The following is a 17,991-nucleotide window of genomic DNA, read 5'->3' on the forward strand; positions in this document are numbered from 1 at the left end:
TTTCTCGCCGCGAGCGCAGAGGCTCAGCCCTCGGGAAGCCCGCCAGCAGACGTCGCGAACCCGCCCGGACTGCCTGCGATCGGGAAGTGGATGATCGATCCGCAGGGCACGCCCGCCCACTGGCTGGGGGAGATCTACGACGGGAAGGCGCTGCGGGAACCCATCAACGTCGTCATCGTCGACCGCGCGGCGAAATCGGCGGACGACGCCAAGACGCGCCTGATCGGCGCCGCGGCTCTCGCCGGCTATCCGCTTCGCGAGGGTCACTCGGCAGGCTACCGCGCCTGGATCGGGGACGCCTATCACGGCCAGATCCCGACGGAGCGGGACCATGCCTTCTCCAACGAGCCCTTCATCGTCGACAACAATCACGGCCGCATCTTCGGTCCGTTCCCGGCCGGCGGGGCGTTCGTCTTCACCGCCGCCTTCAGCCGCGAGAACGTCGATCCGATCGCCTGGCCCGCCCACCGCTTCGCCTCCTTCGTGCGGGCAAGGGACGATTTCGCGGCCAGGCTCGCCGCCACGGACTTCTATCGCGGCGGCGATCCGGTCCCGCTGGAGAACGCGATCCTCGACGATCCGGCGGTGATGACCGGCGATCACGACGGAATGGCCGCACTCCTCGATTCGGAATGAACGGCAGGCCAGCCGGTCCAACGGTCGCATTGCCGTACGCTGCGGGATCATCGTAGAAAGAAGCATAGCCCCTGCATCTTTCGATCGCCATGACCACGATCCCGATTGCCCCCGCGCCGACTTCGCCCGAGCCGAGACACGAGGCCCTCGACGAGGACCTGATCGCGCGCGTGGTCCACACCTTCTACGGCCGGGTGCGGGCGGACGAACGGCTCGGCCCCATCTTCGCCGCCGGGATCGGCGACCGCTGGGACGATCACCTGCCGAAGATGTGCGCCTTCTGGTCCTCCGTCATGATGCAGACCGGCCGCTACAAGGGCCGCCCGGTGCCCGCCCATGCCAGGCTCGAGGGCGTCACGCCGCGCGATTTCGCGCTCTGGCTCGGCCTCTTCAAGCGCACCGTGGACGAGCTCTGCCCGCCGGCCGTCGCGGACAGCTTCATGGAGAAGGCGGTGCGGATCGCGCAGAGCCTGCAGCTCGCAATGTTCTTCGATCCGGCCGACATCGCGCCGGCCCGTCCGGTCGCCGGCGGAGGCCGGTAGGGCGGCGCGCCGCTCGAACCGTCAGGCGACCTTCTTCGCGCCGCCGGAGGATGCGGCCTCGCCCGTTCCGTCGCTGAGCGCCGCGGCCACGGCGTCGTCGACGCGCTCCAGCCAGACGAATTCCAGCTTCGCCCGGGCCTGTTCAGGTATCTCCTCGTAGTCGCGCCGGTTGCGGGCGGGCAGCATGACCCGTGTCAGCCCCGCGCGTGCCGCCGCGACCACCTTCTCCTTGATGCCGCCGACGGGAAGCACGAGGCCGCGCAGGCTGATCTCCCCGGTCATCGCCGTGTCGCTCCGCACCGTGCGCCCGGAGAGGAGCGAGGCCAGCGCCGTGAACATGGCGACGCCCGCGCTCGGCCCGTCCTTGGGCGTCGCCCCGGCCGGCACGTGGATGTGGATGTCGCTGTCGGCGAAGAGCTTCGGGTCGACCCCGAACGATTCGGCGCGGCTCTTCACCAGGCTGAGCGCGGCCTGGGCGCTCTCCCGCATCACCTCGCCGAGCTGGCCGGTGAGGATCAGCCGCCCGCTGCCGGGTATCCGCGTCGCCTCGATGAACAGGATGTCGCCGCCGACCGGCGTCCAGGCGAGGCCGGTGGCGACGCCGGGAACGCTCGTCCGCATCGCCACCTCGTTTTCGAAGCGGAGCGGCCCGAGCACGGCCGCCAGGTCGTCCGCGCCGATGCGGACGGCGGCAGCGCTCCCCTCCGCGATGCGGACGGCGGCATGGCGGAGCGCCTTGCCGATCTCGCGCTCGAGATTCCGGACCCCGGCCTCGCGCGTATAGTGCTGGACGATCGCCCTCAGCGCCTCCTCGTCGATCTCCGCCTGCGCGGCCGCGAGCCCGTTCGCCTCGAGCTGCCGGGGGACGAGGTAGCGCCGGGCGATCTGCATCTTCTCGTCGTCGGTGTAGCCGGCGAGGCTGATCACCTCCATTCGGTCGCGCAGCGGCCCCGGAATGGTGTCGAGCATGTTCGCCGTCGCGATGAAGACGACGCGGCTGAGGTCGAACGGCACGGCGAGGTAATTGTCGCGGAAGGTGGCGTTCTGCTCCGGGTCGAGCACCTCCAGCATCGCCGCCGAAGGATCGCCGTGAATGCCGGCGCCGAGCTTGTCGATCTCGTCGAGCATCATCACGCAGTTCCGCGCCCCGGCCTTGCGGATGGCCTGGATGATGTTGCCGGGCAAGGCGCCGATATAGGTGCGGCGATGGCCGCGGATCTCGGCCTCGTCGTGAACGCCGCCGAGGCTGACGCGGACGAACTTCCGGCCCATGGCCCTCGCGATCGACTGGCCGAGCGAGGTCTTGCCGACGCCGGGCGGCCCGACGAAGCAGAGGATCGGCGCCTTGCCCTGGGGGGCGAGCTTGCGCACGGCAAGGTACTCGACGATGCGGCGCTTGATCGTGTCGAGACCGAAATGGTCCTCGTCGAGGATGCGCCGCGCCTCGGCGATCTCGATCGGCGGCTCGTCGGGAATCGTCCAGGGCAGCTCGATCAGCCAGTCGAGATAGGTGCGGATCATGCCGTACTCGCCGGCGGCCTCGGGCATGCGCTCCAGGCGTCGAAGCTCCTTGCGGGCCTGCTCCTCCACCTCCTGCGGCATGCCTGCCTTCGCGATCGCCTCGCTCAGCTCGGCGATCTCCTCGGCCTTGCCCTCGCCCTCCCCGAGCTGGCGCTGGATCGCCGCCATCTGCTCGCGGAGCAGCACCTCGCGCTGCCGCTCGTCGAGAGCGGCCTTGGTCTGCTGGCCGATCTCGCGCGACAGGCGGAGCACCTCGATCCGGTGCGTCAGGAGCCGCGCGACCTTCTCCATCCGCGCCTCGAGGTCGACGGTCTCCAGGATCTCCTGCTTCTCGTCGGGCCTGGCGTCCATGTAGGCGGCCGTGACGTCGGCGAGCGCGCCGGGCGCGGCGATGGCGCGCACCGCCTGCGCCATTTCGGGAGGCGCCTGCGGCAGGAGCTCGATCGCCTCGAGCGCCTGGGACTGGAGGCTGAGGAATCGCGCCTCGATGGCGGGCGACACCGCGTCGGGTTCCGGAAGGCGTATGATCCGGGCGACGAGGAACGGCCAGCCCGGCACGAACTCGACCACGCGGAAGCGCTCCTCGCCCTGGCAGACGAGGTGGTGGCCGCCATCCGGCGTGGTGACGTAGCGCACGACGTTGGCCACCGTACCCACCTTGTGCAGGTCGTCGGCGCCCGGCTCGTCCACCTGCGGGTCGCGCTGCAGGACGACGCCGATCTGTGCCTGCGTCCGCACCGCCTCCTGCGCTGCGGCGATCGAAACCGGCCGGCCGATGGCGATCGGGAACACGACGCCCGGGAACAGCACCATGTTGCGCACCGGAACGATGACGATCGCGTCCTTCGGCAGCGGCGGCAGCGGCGGCAGCGCGCCGCCGGGCTCGGCCCCGGGGGCATCCGCAGCGGCGAACAGTCTCTCATTCCGGATCATGCGGAACTCCAGCTCACGCTTTCAGCAGGCTGACGACGAGGCAGCCGTTCACGGACGTTCGGCGGACGCCGGCGTAGCGGCCCGGCGGCAAAGGAAGGCGGCGCTCGAACCGGCCCTGCGGCAGCTCGAGGCGGTGGATCACGGCGGTGCGGAGCTCGGGCGGCAGGATGCGATTGCCGGCGACGACGAGCGCCGCCCCGTCGATCGCCGCCTCGACCCCGTCCGGATCGACGCCCGGCAAGGCGAGGAACACCAGCACCTCCCGCTCCGTCTCGATCACGTCCGCGGGCGGCTCCCAGGCCGGCTGGCGCCGGGACGAATGCTGGAGCTGAAAGAACTGCCGCTGCAGGCGCTCCGCCCGCGCCAGAAGATCGCAGGCTTCCGACCACATCCAGGTGTCGGGATCACGTGCCGCCATCGCTGCCCTTCCACAATGATACGCCGGATAAATAGGTGCGCGCCTCCACGGGCTCAACGGCCGCGTCACCCCACCGTTCCGAAACGGCCTGCGCCGCGGCGGCGCGCTGGCCGCCGCCCGGGGAAGCCGCGCAGGTCAGCCGAGCCGAACCGTGCAGAGGTCGCGTGCGGACTTCGCCACCGCCTCGAGCACCTCGATATTGTGGACCTTCTCGGCATCCGAGTAGGGATAGGGGCCGCGCCCTTCCGCGGCAGCCGCGAACGCCTCCAGGTTGGCGAGCACGGTATCGGTCCAGTCGAACGCCTTCGTTTCCGCCTCCGCACCGCTCCGCTGCAAGACGAAATGCGTCCGGCCGCCGGGCGTGTCCGGGTGCGTCTCGTTGCGGGCCTCGACCCAGGCGTCCGATCCGAGCACCTGGTAGCGCATGTAGTGCGGCGTCTTCAGGACGGCGCTCAGCGTCGCCGTCATGCCGGCCTCGAAGCCGAGCTGCACGGTGACGACGTCGCCCGTCTCCCAGCCGAGCACGCGGTCGGCGGTCAGCGCCGAGACGGTCGCGACCCGGCCAAACATCCAGATGTAGAGGTCCGTCAGGTGGATGCCCATTCCGGTCATGCCGGCGGCCGGCGCCGAATGCGACATGCGCCGCCAGTCGCCCTCCGGCACGCCGACCAGCTTGTCGTGGCTGAAGGCCGATTCGGCATGCATGACGATGCCGAGCGACCCGTCCCGGACGAGCCGGGCGATCTCCTGCATGGCCGGCTCGAAGCGCCGCTCGTGGCCGATGCCGAGCACGACGCCGGCCTTCCGGCAGGCGGCCACCGAGCGCGCCGCGCTCGCACCGGAAAGGCCGAGCGGCTTCTCGCAGAAGACGTGCTTGCCGGCCGCGGCGGCGGCCCGGACCTGCTCCTCGTGGAGCGTGTTCGGCGTGGTCAGGATGACCGCATCGACAGCGGGATCGGCCAGGGCTCGGGCGAAATCCGCGACGGCCGGCAGGCCTTTCGCCTGCGCCTCATGCCTGCGGGATTCCGACGGCTCGATGACGTATGCCAGCCGCAGCGCCGCGGAGCTGCCGAGCCGACTCGAAATGTGCTGTCCCCACCAGCCGAACCCGGCCACCGCGCACCTGATCATCGCCCACTCCCTCCGGTTCGCGAGGGACGTTAGGAGAGCCGGCCCGGGAGTGGAAATTAGAAGGCCCGATCGGCGGCATCAGCCGGCGTGATCGACGGCTCCGGTCAGGCCTCGAAGGCGAGCGCCGGCGCGCGCGCCCCGGCTTCGACGCGGAGATCGGCATCGCCGAGGGCCTCGCGCCAGAGATCCGCGATCCGTGCGGTCTCCTTCCTGAGCAGGTCCGCGAAGAGCTGGGCCGGCTCGGACATCACGCGCCGCGCCGGCTCGATGATAACGAAGTCCGAATGGAGGTCCGGGTCGGCGAGCGGCCGGATCGTGTAGCGCTCGCCGAGCCGGTCGGGAGCGAGGATCACGGACGGCAGGATGGTGACCCAGTCCGAGGCGGCGACGAATTCGAGCGTGCCGATCATCGCGTCGAGCTCGATGCGCTTGGCGACGTTCGCCTCGTTGGTGAGGAGATAGGATTCGATCGTCGTGCGCCGGGTGTTGCCCTGGCCGGGGACGACCATGTTCAGGGGGCCGAGCTCGGCCGGCCGCACCGGCTTCAGGTGGTCCCCGATCGGGCCGGCGGCCGAGGCGATCAGCATCTCGCGGTCGCGCATGAGGCGCGAGATCGTCAGCCCGGTGGCGCCGCGGAAGGCGGGGACGACCGCGAAGTCGAGCGCGTCGGCGCGCACCATGTCGGTCAGGACGCCCGAATAGGCCTCCGTGACGAAGACGTCGGTGCGGCAGGCGAGCTCCGTGAAGCGGGCGAGAACGGGGGCGAGCGCGGCCCGCGTGAAGCTCGGCATCAGGCCGATCCGCACCTGGCCCGGGCAATCGAGCCCACTCGCCGAGGCCTCGCGCGTCGCGCGGTCGAGGTGGCGGAGCACCGAAACGCATTCGTGATAATAGCGGTGCCCGGTCGGCGTCGGCACGATCTCGCGGCCGATCCGCTCGAAGAGCGGCACGCCGAGCTCCTCCTCCAGCTGCCGGACGTGTTGGGACATCCCGGACTGCGTCGCGCCCTCGCGCACGGACGCGGCGGTGAAGGAGCGCTCCTCGTACACGGCGACGAAGCAGCGGAGCTGGCGGAGGGAGACCATGAGGGCAATCAGATAACTTGATCGAAGGGATCACAACATATCATTTTTCGTTTGATGCCGATACGCTAATTTCCCCGGCGCGCCGTTCGAAAGGGGACCTCATGAAGCTTGGCTTCTTCACGATGCCGATCCATCCGGTGGAGAAGGATTGGCGCGTCAGCCTGGCGGAGGACCGCGAGGCCTTCGTGCTCGCCGACGAGCTGGGCTTCGCGGAGGCCTATTGCGGCGAGCACGTCACCGACATGGCCGAGAACATCACCTCCTGCGCGATGTTCCTGGCGTGGATCGGCCCCTCGATCCGGCAGATGCGGCTCGGCACCGGCACGATCAACATGCCGAACGCGCATCCGGCGGCCGTCGCCGCGCAGATCGCCATGCTCGACCACATGCTGGACGGCCGGCTGAATTTCGGCATCAGCCCCGGGGGGCTGCTGTCCGACGCCGAGGCCTTCGGCAATCTCGACGCCGACCGCAACGCCATGCTGGTCGAAGGCATCGACATGGTGCTGGAGCTGTGGAAGCGCGAGCCGCCCTACAATCTCGAGGGCAAGTTCTGGCGGATCTCGACCGAGCGCACGATGATGCCGGAGATCGGCCAGGGCATCGTGCCGAGGCCGCTGCAGGCGCCGCACCCGCCGATCGTGGTCACCGTCGTGGCGCCGTTCTCGAAGGGCGTGACAGAGGCCGCGGCGCGCGGCTGGTACGCGATCACGGCGAACTTCCTGCTGCCGAAATGGGCGGCGTCGCACTGGCCGAAATATGTCGAGGGCTGCGAGCGCGTCGGGCGCAAGGCCGATCCGGAGGACTGGCGCGTCGCCAAGAGCGTCTTCGTCGCCGACGATCTCGACAAGGCGCGCGACTACGCGCTCGGCCCGCAGAGCCCCTACCGCTTCTATTACAACCAGCTCCTCGCGAAAATGAAGAAGGGCGGCCGCGCCGGCCTCTTCAAAGAGGACCAGGCGATGCCGGACGAAGCCGTCACGCTCGACTACGTGATGGACCGGCTGGTGATCTGGGGCACGCCCGACAAGGTGGCCGACGAGATCCTCGCCTTCCGCGAGGCGATCGGCGACTTCGGCACGCTTCTCTATGCCGGCAAGGACTGGGCCGACCGCGACCTCTCGCGCCGCTCGATGGTGCTGCTCGCGGAACAGGTCCTGCCGCGCGTGAACGGTGCGCTCGGCTCGGCGGCGGAGGCGGCGCAGTGAGGGTGCTGCCCGACGCCGAGATGGTGCGCCGCGACGGCTTCGCGCTCGCCGCCTACGTCCTTGGCCCGGCCGACGCGCCCTGGCTGACGCTGTCGAATTCGCTCGGCGCCTCGGCGCGCATGTGGCAGCCGCAACTGCCCTGGCTGGCGCGGCATTTCCGGATCCTCGCCTACGACACGCGCGGCCACGGCGCATCGGATGCGCCGGAGGGCCCCTACGCGTTCGACGACCTCGTCGGTGACGTCGTGGCGCTCCTCGACCATTTCGGCATCGCGCGGACGAGCTATATCGGCCTGTCGCTCGGCGGCATGACCGGGCTCGGGCTCGCCCTCGACCACCCCGACCGCGTCGCGAACCTGGTCTGTTGCGACGCGCGCGCCGATTCGCCGGGCGCAGTGGCCCAGATGTGGGACGACCGTATTGCGACGGTAGAGCGCGGCGGCATGGCCGCGATCGTCGATTCGACCTTCGACCGCTGGTTCGTTCCGAGCTCGCTGAACGACGCGGAGCTGATGGCCGGGATGCGGTCGATGTTCCTCGCCACCTCTCCGGCCGGATACAAGCGCTGTGCCGCGGCGCTGAAGCGCCTGGCCTATCTGGAAGAGCTCGGCCGGATGCGCGTTCCGACGCTCTATGTCGGCGGTGCGAGGGATGCGTCGGCCGCCCCCGCCGTAATGGGCGAGATGGCGGAGCGCACACCGGGCGGGCGCTATGTGGAGATCCCGGACGCGGCGCACCTGTCGAACGTCGACAACCCGGAAGCCTTCAACCGTGCGGTCGCGGCGTTCCTGGGCGTTCCGCCGGAATAACGGAATGGCGTTTCGATCGGAACGCCCGCCGCGGGCGACGCCGGAATGACAGCGCCGCGCGAGACTGGAGAGAAGATGGCCGACGCGGCCCATCGCATCGAGACGGCCGGGATCGACCCCAGACGGCTCCGGGAGGTGCTCGGCTGTTTCGCGACCGGAGTGGTCGTCGTCACCACCCAGCGCGACGACGGCACGGCCGTGGGCGTGACGGTCAATTCCTTCAATTCCGTCTCGCTCGACCCACCCCTCATCCTCTGGAGCCTCAGCCTGAAGGCGCCGAGCCTCGCCGCCTTCCGCTCCCACGAATATTTCGCCGTGAACATCCTCTCGGAGCGACAGCAGGATCTCTGCCTGCGCTTCGCACGGCCGGCGCCGGACAAGTTCGCCGGCCTCGCCTTCGACCGCGACCGCTCCGGCACGCCGCTGCTGCGGGATGCGGCGGCGCACCTCGTCTGCCGCACCTTCGCGCGCCATCCGGGCGGCGACCACGAGATCTATGTCGGTGAGGTCGTCTCGCTGGAGAGCTTCGACCGCGCGCCGCTCGTCTTCCACCAGGGCGGGTTCCGGCGGCTCGCCGAGATGATAGAGCAGGACGGCTGACGCTTCCGCGCCGCGCCCGCCGTCCCTCACCGCCCAGAAGAGACCGACATGGATCCGCTGCTCATCATGGTCGCGCCGAACGGCGCGCGGCGCACCAAGGCCGATCATCCCGCGCTCCCGATTGCGCCGCAGGAGCTCGCCGAGACGGCGGCCGCCTGCCTCGCCGCCGGAGCCGGGGCGATTCACGTCCACATCCGCGACGAGGAGGGCAAGCACAGCCTCGACCCCGGCCGCTATGCGGAGGCCTTTGCCGCGATCCGGGAGCGGGTCGGCGACGCGCTCGTGCTCCAGGCGACCACGGAGGCCGTCGGACGGTTCTCCCCTCAAGAGCAGATGGACGCGGTTCGCCGCCTCCGGCCGGAAGCGGTCTCGATCGCCGTGCGCGAGATCTTCGCCGACGGCGAGGAGGCGCCGGGGCGCTTCCTTGCCTGGCTCGCGGACGAAGGCATCGCGGTCCAGCACATCATGTACGACCCGTCCGACTTCATCCGCTACGCCGACCTCTCCCGGCGCGGCGCCATACCGCGGGTCGCGAGACCGAACGTCCTCTTCGTGCTCGGGCGTTACGCCGAGAACCAGGAGAGCAGCCCGGCCGACCTCGAGCCGTTCCTGGCCGCGCTGCGCGAGCAGGACCAGGAAAGCGCGCTGACCTGGTCAGTGTGCGCGTTCGGGCGCGACGAGGCGGGCGCGCTCCTCGCGACCATGAAGGCGGGCGGCCACCTTCGCGTCGGGTTCGAGAACTCGCTGTGGCAGCCGGACGGCTCGCCTGCGAGCGACAACGCCGCACAGGTCGGCCGGATCGCCGACGCCGCCCGCGCAGCCGGCCGGACGCTCGCCCGCGGCGCCGACGCCCGCGCTGTTCTCGGGGTGGGTTGACGGCGGGGGCCGCCGCTGCGAAGGCGCGCTCGGCCACCTTTCAACTGTCCTTCCCTGGCCGCATCGGCCGTCGCTACATCGGCAGGCTCGAGCAGCCGGTTCGCCCGGTTGGCGGCGCACCCCAAGCGGCTCCGGCCGGACGGCCGAACCCGTGGCGTCGAGAGCCCCCGGACCGGCCTGCGAGCATGCCGCTTCCCTTTCCGGATTCGTTGGGCAATCCTATTGACGAACACCGCATTCAATAATACCGTATGACAATCACTCCGAGATTGTTGTTGAGAGGGAGGTTTGGCATGGCGGAACCCGTGAAGGTCGGTATCGTCGGTTTGGGCCGTTGGGCCCGGGTCCTGACGCGCGCCGCGCAGAAGTCGAATACGATCCAGATCGTCGGCGCCTACAGCCGGTCTGAAGAGAAGCGGGCTGCGTTCGAGAAGGAAACCGGCATTCCGGCCGTCTCCGACCTGCAGTCGATGCTCGCGAACCCGGAGATCAAGGGCTGCATCCTGACGGTGCCGAACGAGCAGCACCTGCCGGTCGCCGAGGAAGTCGCCCGCGCCGGCAAGCACGTCTACACCGAGAAGCCGATCGCGGCGACGCTCGAGGACGGCCTGCAGATCGCCGCGCTCGCCGAGCGCTACGGCGTCACCGTCACCGTCGGCCACAGCGCCCGCCTGATGGCCGGCATCCGCGAAATGCGCCGCCGCATCGATTCCGGCGAGCTCGGCCGCGTCGCCTTCATCGAGGCGAACTTCTCCAACGAGCGCGCGCTGGAGCTGACGCCGCAGACCTGGCGCTGGTACCGCCACCGCGCCCCGGGCGGCCCGCTGTCGCAGCTCGCCATCCACATGTTCGACCTGTGCTACTACCTCGGCGGCGAGATCGCCCAGGCGAGCTCGACGGCGTCCAAGCTGTCGCCGGTCGGCGCCGAGGTCGACGACCAGTCGATGACGGTCCTGAAGTTCAAGGACGGCAAGCTCGGCTATGTCGGCTCCTGCTGGACCTCGCCCGGCATCTTCTCGGTGCGCGTCTTCGGCTCAAAGGGCCTGATGCACTACGAGATCGATTTCGGCGTGTGGGACACCCCGGAGAAGATCCACGAGAGCTCCGCCTTCTACATCCAGCGCGGCAAGGACGGCTACGGCAAGCGCGAGGTTCTCGCGGAGCCGGTCAGCGACATGTTCCAGGCCGAACTCGAGATGTTCGCCAACAGCTGCCGCACCGGGGAGCGCAGCGAGCTCGACGCCGAGAACGGCAATGTCGCGGTCGCCTGCCTCTACGCCGCCCTGAGCTCGATCGAGAAGAACGGCCAGCTGGTCAATCTCGACGAAGTGTACCGGGATGCCCGCAACCGCGTCGCGGAAAAGAGCCGAAATGTTGCCTAGTCGCTATTTCTGCGATCTCACCCAGCCGGAGATCGCCAAGCAGTTCCAGACGAACCCGCTGGTGATCTATCCGGCGGGGAGCGTGGAGCAGCATGGCCCGCATCTCCCGACGGGGACGGACTCGCTCGCCGCGAACGTGATCAGCCACGCGGTCGCCGAGCGGCTGGACGGTCTCGTCCTGCCCTCCGTCCCGCTCGGCGTCACGCCGATGCACATGCCGTTCGAAGGCACGATCACGCTCACGCCCGACACCTACATGCGGGTGGCGATCGAGACCTGCGCATCGACGGCCCATCACGGCGCCAAGCAGCTGCTGATCATGAACTGGCACGAGGGGAACATCCCCTCGCTCGCCATCGCCGCGGAGGCTCTCCACCGCGAGCACGGCATGACGGTCGTGACCATCCAGGCCTGCTACGTGGCGGCGGATCTGTTCGGGCACGAGTGCAACGGGCTCACCCACGGCGGTGAGATCGAGGCCCTCGCAGTGATGGCGGCGCGGCCTGACCTCGTCCATCTCGACCGGATCGACTACTCGTCCGACCATTCGCACGGCACCAAGTGGGACAAGCTCCGGCGGACCCGCTCCTACCAGCCGGTGCTGACGGACATTCGGACGATCGCTCCGACGGGGTGGTACGGCAGCCCGCAGCACGCGACCGCCGAGAAGGCGGAGCGGGTGCTCAGCACCATCACGGAATCGATCGCCACCGAGGCGGCCGAGATCCTGCGTCAGCTCAACGCCGTCCAGGGTGGGACGGCCGAAGTCAGCCGGCTGCGCAAGGTCGTCTGATGGCGCGCGTCGTCACCAGGGCGGAGGCCAAGCGGCTCGGGCTGCCGGGCCGCACCGCCCTGGAATTCGCTTCGGCGGATTTCGGCGCGCAAAGCGTCACGATGCGGATCGTGGAGATCCTGCCGCCGGAACCCGGCGCCAGCGACCGCGGTCCGCACGTGCATCACGGCTTCGAGGAATGCATCTTCGTCCTCTCCGGCGAAGGCACCACGTTCGCCGAATCCGGGGAATACCCGCTCCGTGCCGGCGACATGATCCTCATCCCGCCGGAAGAGAGCCACATGACCCGCAACACCGGGTCCACCCCCCTCACCCTCCTCTGCTTCTTCCCCGTCGCCGACATTCGCCCCGGCACGGAGGAGCTGCCCATCAGCACGATAGAGAAAGCGCGTTCATGACAGCCGAAGTGCTGTGCCTCCGTCCGGAGGCGGACTTCACGCGCGTCGGCTCGCCGGCGCCTGCCTCGCTGAACGTTTCGTATCGCGGCCCGCAGGACGCGGACGTTCCCGACCTCATCCGTTCCGCCCGCGCGCTGGTCATTCCCGCCGTCGGGCCGAAGCTGCCGCCCGACCTCTTCGAGGGCGCGGGTCTCGGCCTCGTCCAGGTGACCGGGGCCGGGCTCGATCGCCTCGACCGCCCCGCGCTCGAACGGCTCGGCATCCCGGTGGCGAACGTGCCGGGCGGCAGCAACGCGGCGCTCGCGGAATATGTCGTGACGACCGCCGCGATGCTCGCCCGCCGCTTCGGCTGGGCGGACGCGGAGATCCGCGCCGGCAATTACGCCGCGTTCCGGCAGCGGATGCTCGCCGACAATGTCGGCGGGCTGGACGGCCTGCTGGTCGGCATCGTCGGGCTCGGCGCGATCGGCGCCGCAGTCGGCGAGGCTTTCGCACGCATGGGCTGCCGGCTCTGCTATTACGATCCCGCACCGGCGAGACCGGAGGCGGCCGGGCGCCTCGGCGCGGAGGCCATGAGCCTCGCCGACCTGCTGGCGCGTGCGGACGTCGTCACGCTGCACCTCCCGCTGCTGCCGTCGACCGAGAACCTGATCGGCGCGGCGGAGCTCGCCTCGATGAAGCCGGGCGCGCTGCTGATCCAGGCTTCGCGCGGCGGCATCGTGGACGAATCGGCGCTCGCCGACGCGCTCCGGACAGGCCCGCTCGGCGGGGCGGCGGTCGACGTCTACGCGACCGAGCCGCCCGGCGCGGACAACCCGCTCTTCGCGCTCGACGGCGACGCCGCGCGAAAAGTCCTTTTCACGCCGCACATTGCGGGGGTGACGCGGCAGTCCGCCGCCTATCTCTTCCGCACCGCCTGGGAGAACGTGGAGCGGGTAGCGGTGAGAAACGAGCCGCCGCTTCATCGGGTATACTGACAAAGCCGGCGCATCATGGCAGCTTGGGTGAATCGATGCGGTTTGACCAAGATATGAGCATGGACGCGCCCGGCGGCAGCGCCGGAACATTGGAGCCGATCCAGAAAGCCGCCGCGCCGCTGCGGCGGCAGGTCGTGGACGCGCTCCGCTTCTCGATCGTGAGCGGCCGGCTCGCTCCGGGCGCCCGGCTCGTGGAGCGCGAGCTGATCGACCGGATGGCGGTGTCGCGCACGGTCATCCGCGAGGCGCTCCGGCAGCTCGAATCGGAGGGGCTGATCGACGTCGTGCCGAACAAGGGCGCGGTCGTCCGGAAGCTCACGCTCGACGAGGCGAAGGACCTCTATTCGATCCGCGCAGTGCTGGAGGGCCTCGCCGCCCGGCTCTTCGTCGAGAACGCCGACGAGGGCGCGCGCCGCCAGCTCGAGGACGCGCTCGAGGCGACGATCCAGGCCTACGACCAGGGCGACCCGAATTCGATCCTGGAGACCAAGAACCGCTTCTACGAGGTCCTCTTCCGCGGCGCGCGGAGCGAGACGCTGCGCGGCATGATCGATTCGCTGCACGCGCGGATCTGGCGCTGGCGCGCCCTCGGCCTAGCCCATCCGCAGCGTTCGCCCGAGCGCTCGAAGGAAAGCCTCTCCAACCTGCGTGCCATCGTGTCGGCCATCGCCCGGGGCGACGCCGACGGGGCGGAATCCATCTCGCGCTCGGAGGTCATGAAGGCGGCCGCCGAGGCGATGCGCATCCTGGCGGAATCCGGCGAGGACGAGCCCGCGCACGCCTGAGCGCCGGGGGAGCCTCGGAGCAATCACGCGAGCAGCCCCGGGCGCCTACCTCGTGCAACATCGGCGCCGGCGCTGCGGCACGGCCCAGCCCCCCTCCCGAAATCCCGTGCGCCTCCGGCTTCGGGATTTCGACCTCCCCGCAAGGGGGAGGTTTCCGAGCAGTACCAGGCCACAGGTGCACTGCCCCCTCAATCCTCGATTGCTGCACACGCCGCCCCGACACCGGCGAACCGGCACGGCCTTCAACCTCCCCCTCGCGGGGAGGTCGAAAGCGGCGCCAGCCGCTTTCGGGAGGGGGCGCGGCGCTTCCGTTCGTTCGGCGCCGGGGGAGCCTCGGAGCAATCACGCGAGCAGCCCCGGGCACCTACCTCGTGCAACATCGGCGCCGGCGCTGCGGCACGGCCCAGCCCCCCTCCCGAAATCCCGTGCGCCTCCGGCTTCGGGATTTCGACCTCCCCGCGAGGGGGAGGTTGGACGGAGAGCGGCAGCGGCGGCGTGCCCGGATCGAGGCGCCGCCTCAGGCCGACGCCCGCGCGGCGGCCTCCGCCACCCCGAGATGCGCGTTGATAAGGTCCTCGTCGCGGGCGAGATCCGCGCTCGGGCCCCGATGCACGACGAGGCCGCGGTCGAGGATCACCGCCTCGTCCGTCATGGCGAGGACCTTGCGCGCATTCTGCTCGACGATGATCGCGCTCATCGCCTCGTCGCGCACGATCGACTTCAGCGCGGCGGACAGTTCCTCGACGATGATCGGCGCAAGCCCCTCGAAGGGCTCGTCGAGGAGGAGAAGCCGGGGGTTCAGCACCAAGGCGCGCGCGACGGCGAGCATCTGCTGCTCGCCGCCGGAGAGCTGGCTGCCGAGATTGCGGCGGCGCTCCTTGAGGCGCGGGAACATCGCGTAGACCCGCTCGGGCGACCATTCGCCCGGCAGCGCGACGGCCGTCAGGTTCTCCTCCACCGTCAGCGGGCGGAAGACGTTCCGTTCCTGCGGCACCCAGCCGAGCCCGAGGACGGCGCGACGCTCCGGGGCGAGCCGGGTGATGTCGCGCCCGTCGAACCGGATGGCGCCGCCGCGCAGCCGCGTCAGGCCCATGACCGTGTTGATGAGCGTGGTCTTGCCGACGCCGTTGCGGCCGAGCACGGCGAGCGTGCGCTGCGGCGGGAGCGCGAGCGAGAGGTCCTTCAGCACCACGGCCTCGCCGTAGCCGGCCGAGACGGCCTCGAGCTCAAGCAGCGCGGCCATCGAGGCTTTCTCCGAGATAGGCCTCGCGCACGCGGGGATCGGCCGCGACCCGCTCCGGAACGTCGTCGGCCAGGAGAGCGCCGCCGACGAGGACGGCGATCCGCTCGGCGAAGCGGAAGACGAGGTCCATGTCGTGCTCGATCAGGAGCACGGAGACCTCGCGCGGCAGCGCGGCGATGGTCGCCATGATCTCCTGCCGCTCGCCCTCCGGCACGCCGGCGGCGGGCTCGTCGAGCAGGAGGAGCTTCGGACGGCAGGCGAGCGCGAGCGCGATCTCGAGCTGCCGGCGCCTGCCATAGGCGATCTCCGCCGTCGGCACGTCCATCACGTCGGCGAGCCGGAGCCGATCGAGGAGCGCGGCGGCCTCCTCCACGGCGGCGCGGTTCCGCCAGGCCGACGGCCAGACCCTGTTTGCGAGGCCGTCGCGTTCGAGCACCGCGATCAGGATCGTCTCGAGGGGCGTCAGGTCCGGAAAGAGCTGGTTGACCTGGAACGTGCGCGCCATGCCGAGCCGGACCCGCCGGTAGCGCGGCAGCCTGGTCACGTCGCGGCCGGCGAGGCGGATCGACCCGGACGACGGCGGAACAACGCCGGTCAGGAGATTGACGAAGGTCGTCTTGCCGGCCCCGTTCGGCCCGATGAGCGCCTGCCGCGCGCCGGGCATGAGCGAGAAGGTGACGTCGTTCACCGCCCGCAATCCCCCGAACGAGCGCGACAGCCGCTCCGTGGCGAGGATCGGGGTCACGCCGCCGGCCCGCCGCGGGAGCCGCGCCGCGCGAACCGGCGGACGAGGCCGAGAATGCCGCCGCGCGCGAAGAGGACGAGCAGCACCAGAGCGGCTCCGAGCCAGAAGTGCCAGTATTGCGGCGTCAGGCCCGACAGCCATTCCTGCATCAGCTTGAAGGCGACCGAGCCGATCAGCCCGCCGTAGAGCGCGCCGCTTCCGCCGATCACGAGGACGAGCAGCCCTTCGGCGGAGCGGTGGAAGGCGAGCACGTCGAGGGAGGCGAACTGCGTCGTCTGCGTGAGGAGACCCCCGGCGATGCCCGCGAACGCCGCCGCCATCGTGTAGACCACGACAAGGTGGCGGTAGACCGGCGCGCCGATCGCGCTCATGCGCAGGCTGTTGCCCTGGATGCCGCGCAGCGCCAGGCCGAAGGGCGCATGCACGACCTGCCGGATCACCAGGAACGAGAGGAAGAGGACGGCGAGCGCGTACCAGTACCCGGTGCGCCCGAAGATATCGAACGCGAAGAGCCCGAGGATCGGGTCGATCGTCACGCCGCTCAGGCCGTCCGCGCCGCCGGTGAGCCAGGCGGCCTTGTTGGCGGCCTCGAACAGCATGAGGGAGACGCCGAGCGTCACCATCAGCCGCGTCAGGTCCGACCCCCGCAGCACCAGGAAGCTCGACGCGAAGCCGACGAGGCCGGAGACGAGGCCGGCGGCCAGCAGGCCGCTCAACGGCTCGGTCCAGCCGCGCTGCGCCAGGATCCCGGCGGTGTAGGCGCCGACGCCGAAGAAGGCGGCGTGGCCGAGCGACACGATCCCCGCATAGCCGAGCAGCAGGTCGAGCGAGAGGGCGAAGAGGCCGAGGATGACGATCTCCGTCATCAGCGGCAACCTCAGCGGAAACGCGAAGAACGCCGCGATCGCCAGGGCCCAGAAGGCGATCTCCCACACCGACCAGCGCGCCCGGCCCCTGAGGAGCCGGACTGCAGGCGAATCCGCCGCCGGCGGCACGCGTCCCGCCTCCGCCTCGGCGCGGCTCATCGCGCGCCCCGCGCGAACAGGCCCTGCGGCCGGACGATCAGGATGACCACCATCATCGTGTAGATCATGAAGGCCCCGAGGCCGGGCACGAAGTACTTGCCGGCCACGTCTCCGATCCCGAGGATGAGCGAGGCGAGGAACGGGCCGGTGAGCGAGGTCGTGCCGCCGACGGTCACCACGACCAGGAAGTAGATCATGAACTTCAGCGGAAAGGTCGGGTCGAGGCCGAGAAGGTCGACGCCGAGCGCGCCGCCGAGGCCCGCGAGACCCGAGCCGAGCGCGAAGGTCGCCGCGAAGATGGCGTTGACGTTGATCCCGAGGCCCCTGGCGACGAGCGGCTGATCGACGGCGGCGCGCAGCCGGCTGCCGAAGCGGGTTCGCATCAGCGCGAGCTGCAACGCGACGACGAGCACGCCGCAGATGGCGATGATGAAGAGCCGGTAGATCCCGATCGACCCGCCGAGGATGGAGACCTGCCCGCGCAGATAGGGCGGCAGGCTGATCAGCTGCTGCTGCGCCCCCATGAAATAGTCCACGGCCGCCATCGACATGAAGACGAGGCCGATCGAGAACAGCACCTGGTCGAGGTGGTTCTTGTCGTAGAGCCTGACGTAGAGCGTGCGTTCGAGCACCAGCCCGGCGGCCGCCATGGCGGCGAAGGCGACCGGCAGGCACCACAGGAAAGGCACGCCCATCCGGTTCATCAGGATGACCGTGATGTAGCCGCCGCCCATGGCGAAGGCGCCATGGGCGAGGTTCACGAAGTTCATCAGGCCGAGCGTGACCGACAGCCCGACGGCGAGGATGAACAGCAGCATGCCGTAAGCCACCCCGTCGAAGAGGATCGTCAGCACCTGCGCCGGACCTCAGCCGAAGAGCCGGTG

The 17,991-nt window shown here is 70.1% G+C and carries 19 protein-coding genes; 11 read left to right on the forward strand and 8 right to left on the reverse strand.

From position 1 onward, the window contains the following. Positions 1–90: 90 nt before the first annotated feature. Together ACUN0C_RS13410 and ACUN0C_RS13415 are read left to right on the forward strand one after the other, a co-directional pair. Positions 91–636, forward strand: a complete 546-nt coding sequence (locus ACUN0C_RS13410) for a hypothetical protein (protein WP_445466887.1) — start codon at positions 91–93, stop codon at positions 634–636. 89 nt (positions 637–725) lie between these two features. Beyond that, the gene (locus ACUN0C_RS13415; protein ID WP_445466888.1) at positions 726–1,178 is read left to right on the forward strand and encodes a group III truncated hemoglobin; all 453 of its coding nucleotides are present in this window, start codon (positions 726–728) and stop codon (positions 1,176–1,178) included. A gap of 21 nt (positions 1,179–1,199) precedes the next feature. Here ACUN0C_RS13415 and lon read toward each other — a convergent pair whose 3' ends face one another. From lon to ACUN0C_RS13435, 4 genes are all read right to left on the reverse strand, one after another. Further along, positions 1,200–3,632 (reverse strand): endopeptidase La, encoded by a 2,433-nt coding sequence (lon, locus tag ACUN0C_RS13420; protein WP_445466889.1) that lies wholly within the window; start codon positions 3,630–3,632, stop codon positions 1,200–1,202. Positions 3,633–3,645: 13 nt separating this feature from the next. Continuing rightward, positions 3,646–4,050, reverse strand: a complete 405-nt coding sequence (locus ACUN0C_RS13425; RefSeq protein WP_445466890.1) for an Hsp20/alpha crystallin family protein — start codon at positions 4,048–4,050, stop codon at positions 3,646–3,648. A gap of 135 nt (positions 4,051–4,185) precedes the next feature. Beyond that, positions 4,186–5,181: a Gfo/Idh/MocA family protein gene (locus tag ACUN0C_RS13430; protein ID WP_445466891.1), complete on the reverse strand. Its 996-nt coding sequence runs from the start codon at positions 5,179–5,181 to the stop codon at positions 4,186–4,188. Between the two features lie 104 nt (positions 5,182–5,285). Then, positions 5,286–6,266 (reverse strand): LysR family transcriptional regulator, encoded by a 981-nt coding sequence (locus ACUN0C_RS13435; RefSeq protein WP_445466892.1) that lies wholly within the window; start codon positions 6,264–6,266, stop codon positions 5,286–5,288. Positions 6,267–6,367: 101 nt separating this feature from the next. On the opposite strand from ACUN0C_RS13435, the gene ACUN0C_RS13440 reads away from it, so the two are divergent. The 9 genes from ACUN0C_RS13440 to ACUN0C_RS13480 all read left to right on the forward strand — a co-directional run bounded on the left by ACUN0C_RS13440 (position 6,368) and on the right by ACUN0C_RS13480 (position 14,094). Next, a complete protein-coding gene (locus ACUN0C_RS13440; protein WP_445466893.1) occupies positions 6,368–7,474 on the forward strand; it encodes an LLM class flavin-dependent oxidoreductase in 1,107 nt (368 codons plus the stop codon). Beyond that, a complete protein-coding gene (gene pcaD / locus ACUN0C_RS13445) occupies positions 7,471–8,283 on the forward strand; it encodes a 3-oxoadipate enol-lactonase (RefSeq protein ID WP_445466894.1) in 813 nt (270 codons plus the stop codon). The genes ACUN0C_RS13440 and pcaD overlap by 4 nt, the downstream gene beginning before the upstream one ends. A gap of 45 nt (positions 8,284–8,328) precedes the next feature. Beyond that, positions 8,329–8,883 (forward strand): flavin reductase family protein, encoded by a 555-nt coding sequence (locus tag ACUN0C_RS13450; protein WP_445466895.1) that lies wholly within the window; start codon positions 8,329–8,331, stop codon positions 8,881–8,883. Positions 8,884–8,931: 48 nt separating this feature from the next. Continuing rightward, positions 8,932–9,759, forward strand: coding sequence for a 3-keto-5-aminohexanoate cleavage protein (locus ACUN0C_RS13455; protein WP_445466896.1), 828 nt, complete (start codon positions 8,932–8,934; stop codon positions 9,757–9,759). Positions 9,760–10,052: 293 nt separating this feature from the next. Then, positions 10,053–11,141, forward strand: a complete 1,089-nt coding sequence (locus ACUN0C_RS13460) for a Gfo/Idh/MocA family protein (RefSeq protein ID WP_445466897.1) — start codon at positions 10,053–10,055, stop codon at positions 11,139–11,141. Then, on the forward strand, positions 11,131–11,934 hold the full coding sequence (locus tag ACUN0C_RS13465; protein ID WP_445466898.1) for a creatininase family protein: 804 nt from the start codon (positions 11,131–11,133) through the stop codon (positions 11,932–11,934). The genes ACUN0C_RS13460 and ACUN0C_RS13465 overlap by 11 nt, the downstream gene beginning before the upstream one ends. Beyond that, complete coding sequence (locus ACUN0C_RS13470) at positions 11,934–12,332, forward strand: cupin domain-containing protein (RefSeq protein WP_445466899.1); 399 nt, start codon at positions 11,934–11,936, stop codon at positions 12,330–12,332. The genes ACUN0C_RS13465 and ACUN0C_RS13470 overlap by 1 nt, the downstream gene beginning before the upstream one ends. Next, entirely contained in the window at positions 12,329–13,309 is a 981-nt protein-coding gene (locus ACUN0C_RS13475; protein ID WP_445466900.1) for an NAD(P)-dependent oxidoreductase, read from the forward strand. The genes ACUN0C_RS13470 and ACUN0C_RS13475 overlap by 4 nt, the downstream gene beginning before the upstream one ends. A 59-nt stretch (positions 13,310–13,368) precedes the next feature. After that, positions 13,369–14,094, forward strand: coding sequence for a GntR family transcriptional regulator (locus tag ACUN0C_RS13480; RefSeq protein ID WP_445466901.1), 726 nt, complete (start codon positions 13,369–13,371; stop codon positions 14,092–14,094). A gap of 517 nt (positions 14,095–14,611) precedes the next feature. Here ACUN0C_RS13480 and ACUN0C_RS13485 read toward each other — a convergent pair. The 4 genes from ACUN0C_RS13485 to ACUN0C_RS13500 are packed head-to-tail and all read right to left on the reverse strand — an operon-like array spanning position 14,612 to position 17,961. Continuing rightward, positions 14,612–15,337 carry an ABC transporter ATP-binding protein gene (locus tag ACUN0C_RS13485; protein ID WP_445466902.1) on the reverse strand — a complete coding sequence of 242 codons (726 nt, stop codon included), beginning with the start codon at positions 15,335–15,337 and terminating at the stop codon, positions 14,612–14,614. Then, positions 15,321–16,082 carry an ABC transporter ATP-binding protein gene (locus ACUN0C_RS13490; RefSeq protein ID WP_445466903.1) on the reverse strand — a complete coding sequence of 254 codons (762 nt, stop codon included), beginning with the start codon at positions 16,080–16,082 and terminating at the stop codon, positions 15,321–15,323. Before ACUN0C_RS13490 ends, ACUN0C_RS13485 begins: the two co-directional genes overlap by 17 nt. Continuing rightward, positions 16,079–17,107, reverse strand: a complete 1,029-nt coding sequence (locus ACUN0C_RS13495; protein ID WP_445466904.1) for a branched-chain amino acid ABC transporter permease — start codon at positions 17,105–17,107, stop codon at positions 16,079–16,081. The genes ACUN0C_RS13490 and ACUN0C_RS13495 overlap by 4 nt, the downstream gene beginning before the upstream one ends. Next, positions 17,104–17,961 (reverse strand): branched-chain amino acid ABC transporter permease, encoded by an 858-nt coding sequence (locus tag ACUN0C_RS13500; protein WP_445466905.1) that lies wholly within the window; start codon positions 17,959–17,961, stop codon positions 17,104–17,106. The genes ACUN0C_RS13495 and ACUN0C_RS13500 overlap by 4 nt, the downstream gene beginning before the upstream one ends. Positions 17,962–17,991: the final 30 nt, after the last annotated feature.

The sequence above is a fragment of the Faunimonas sp. B44 genome (assembly GCF_052655945.1).

What these genes read in the sequence shown, in the direction of transcription:
- ACUN0C_RS13410 (WP_445466887.1), top strand. Translation starts at nt 91, where the DNA reads ATGATCGATCCGCAGGGCACGCCCGCCCACTGGCTGGGGGAGATCTAC.
- ACUN0C_RS13415 (WP_445466888.1), top strand. Translation starts at nt 726, where the DNA reads ATGACCACGATCCCGATTGCCCCCGCGCCGACTTCGCCCGAGCCGAGA.
- lon (WP_445466889.1), bottom strand. Translation starts at nt 3,632, where the DNA reads ATGATCCGGAATGAGAGACTGTTCGCCGCTGCGGATGCCCCCGGGGCC.
- ACUN0C_RS13425 (WP_445466890.1), bottom strand. Translation starts at nt 4,050, where the DNA reads ATGGCGGCACGTGATCCCGACACCTGGATGTGGTCGGAAGCCTGCGAT.
- ACUN0C_RS13430 (WP_445466891.1), bottom strand. Translation starts at nt 5,181, where the DNA reads ATGATCAGGTGCGCGGTGGCCGGGTTCGGCTGGTGGGGACAGCACATT.
- ACUN0C_RS13435 (WP_445466892.1), bottom strand. Translation starts at nt 6,266, where the DNA reads ATGGTCTCCCTCCGCCAGCTCCGCTGCTTCGTCGCCGTGTACGAGGAG.
- ACUN0C_RS13440 (WP_445466893.1), top strand. Translation starts at nt 6,368, where the DNA reads ATGAAGCTTGGCTTCTTCACGATGCCGATCCATCCGGTGGAGAAGGAT.
- ACUN0C_RS13450 (WP_445466895.1), top strand. Translation starts at nt 8,329, where the DNA reads ATGACAGCGCCGCGCGAGACTGGAGAGAAGATGGCCGACGCGGCCCAT.
- ACUN0C_RS13455 (WP_445466896.1), top strand. Translation starts at nt 8,932, where the DNA reads ATGGATCCGCTGCTCATCATGGTCGCGCCGAACGGCGCGCGGCGCACC.
- ACUN0C_RS13460 (WP_445466897.1), top strand. Translation starts at nt 10,053, where the DNA reads ATGGCGGAACCCGTGAAGGTCGGTATCGTCGGTTTGGGCCGTTGGGCC.
- ACUN0C_RS13465 (WP_445466898.1), top strand. Translation starts at nt 11,131, where the DNA reads ATGTTGCCTAGTCGCTATTTCTGCGATCTCACCCAGCCGGAGATCGCC.
- ACUN0C_RS13470 (WP_445466899.1), top strand. Translation starts at nt 11,934, where the DNA reads ATGGCGCGCGTCGTCACCAGGGCGGAGGCCAAGCGGCTCGGGCTGCCG.
- ACUN0C_RS13475 (WP_445466900.1), top strand. Translation starts at nt 12,329, where the DNA reads ATGACAGCCGAAGTGCTGTGCCTCCGTCCGGAGGCGGACTTCACGCGC.
- ACUN0C_RS13480 (WP_445466901.1), top strand. Translation starts at nt 13,369, where the DNA reads ATGGACGCGCCCGGCGGCAGCGCCGGAACATTGGAGCCGATCCAGAAA.
- ACUN0C_RS13485 (WP_445466902.1), bottom strand. Translation starts at nt 15,337, where the DNA reads ATGGCCGCGCTGCTTGAGCTCGAGGCCGTCTCGGCCGGCTACGGCGAG.
- ACUN0C_RS13495 (WP_445466904.1), bottom strand. Translation starts at nt 17,107, where the DNA reads ATGAGCCGCGCCGAGGCGGAGGCGGGACGCGTGCCGCCGGCGGCGGAT.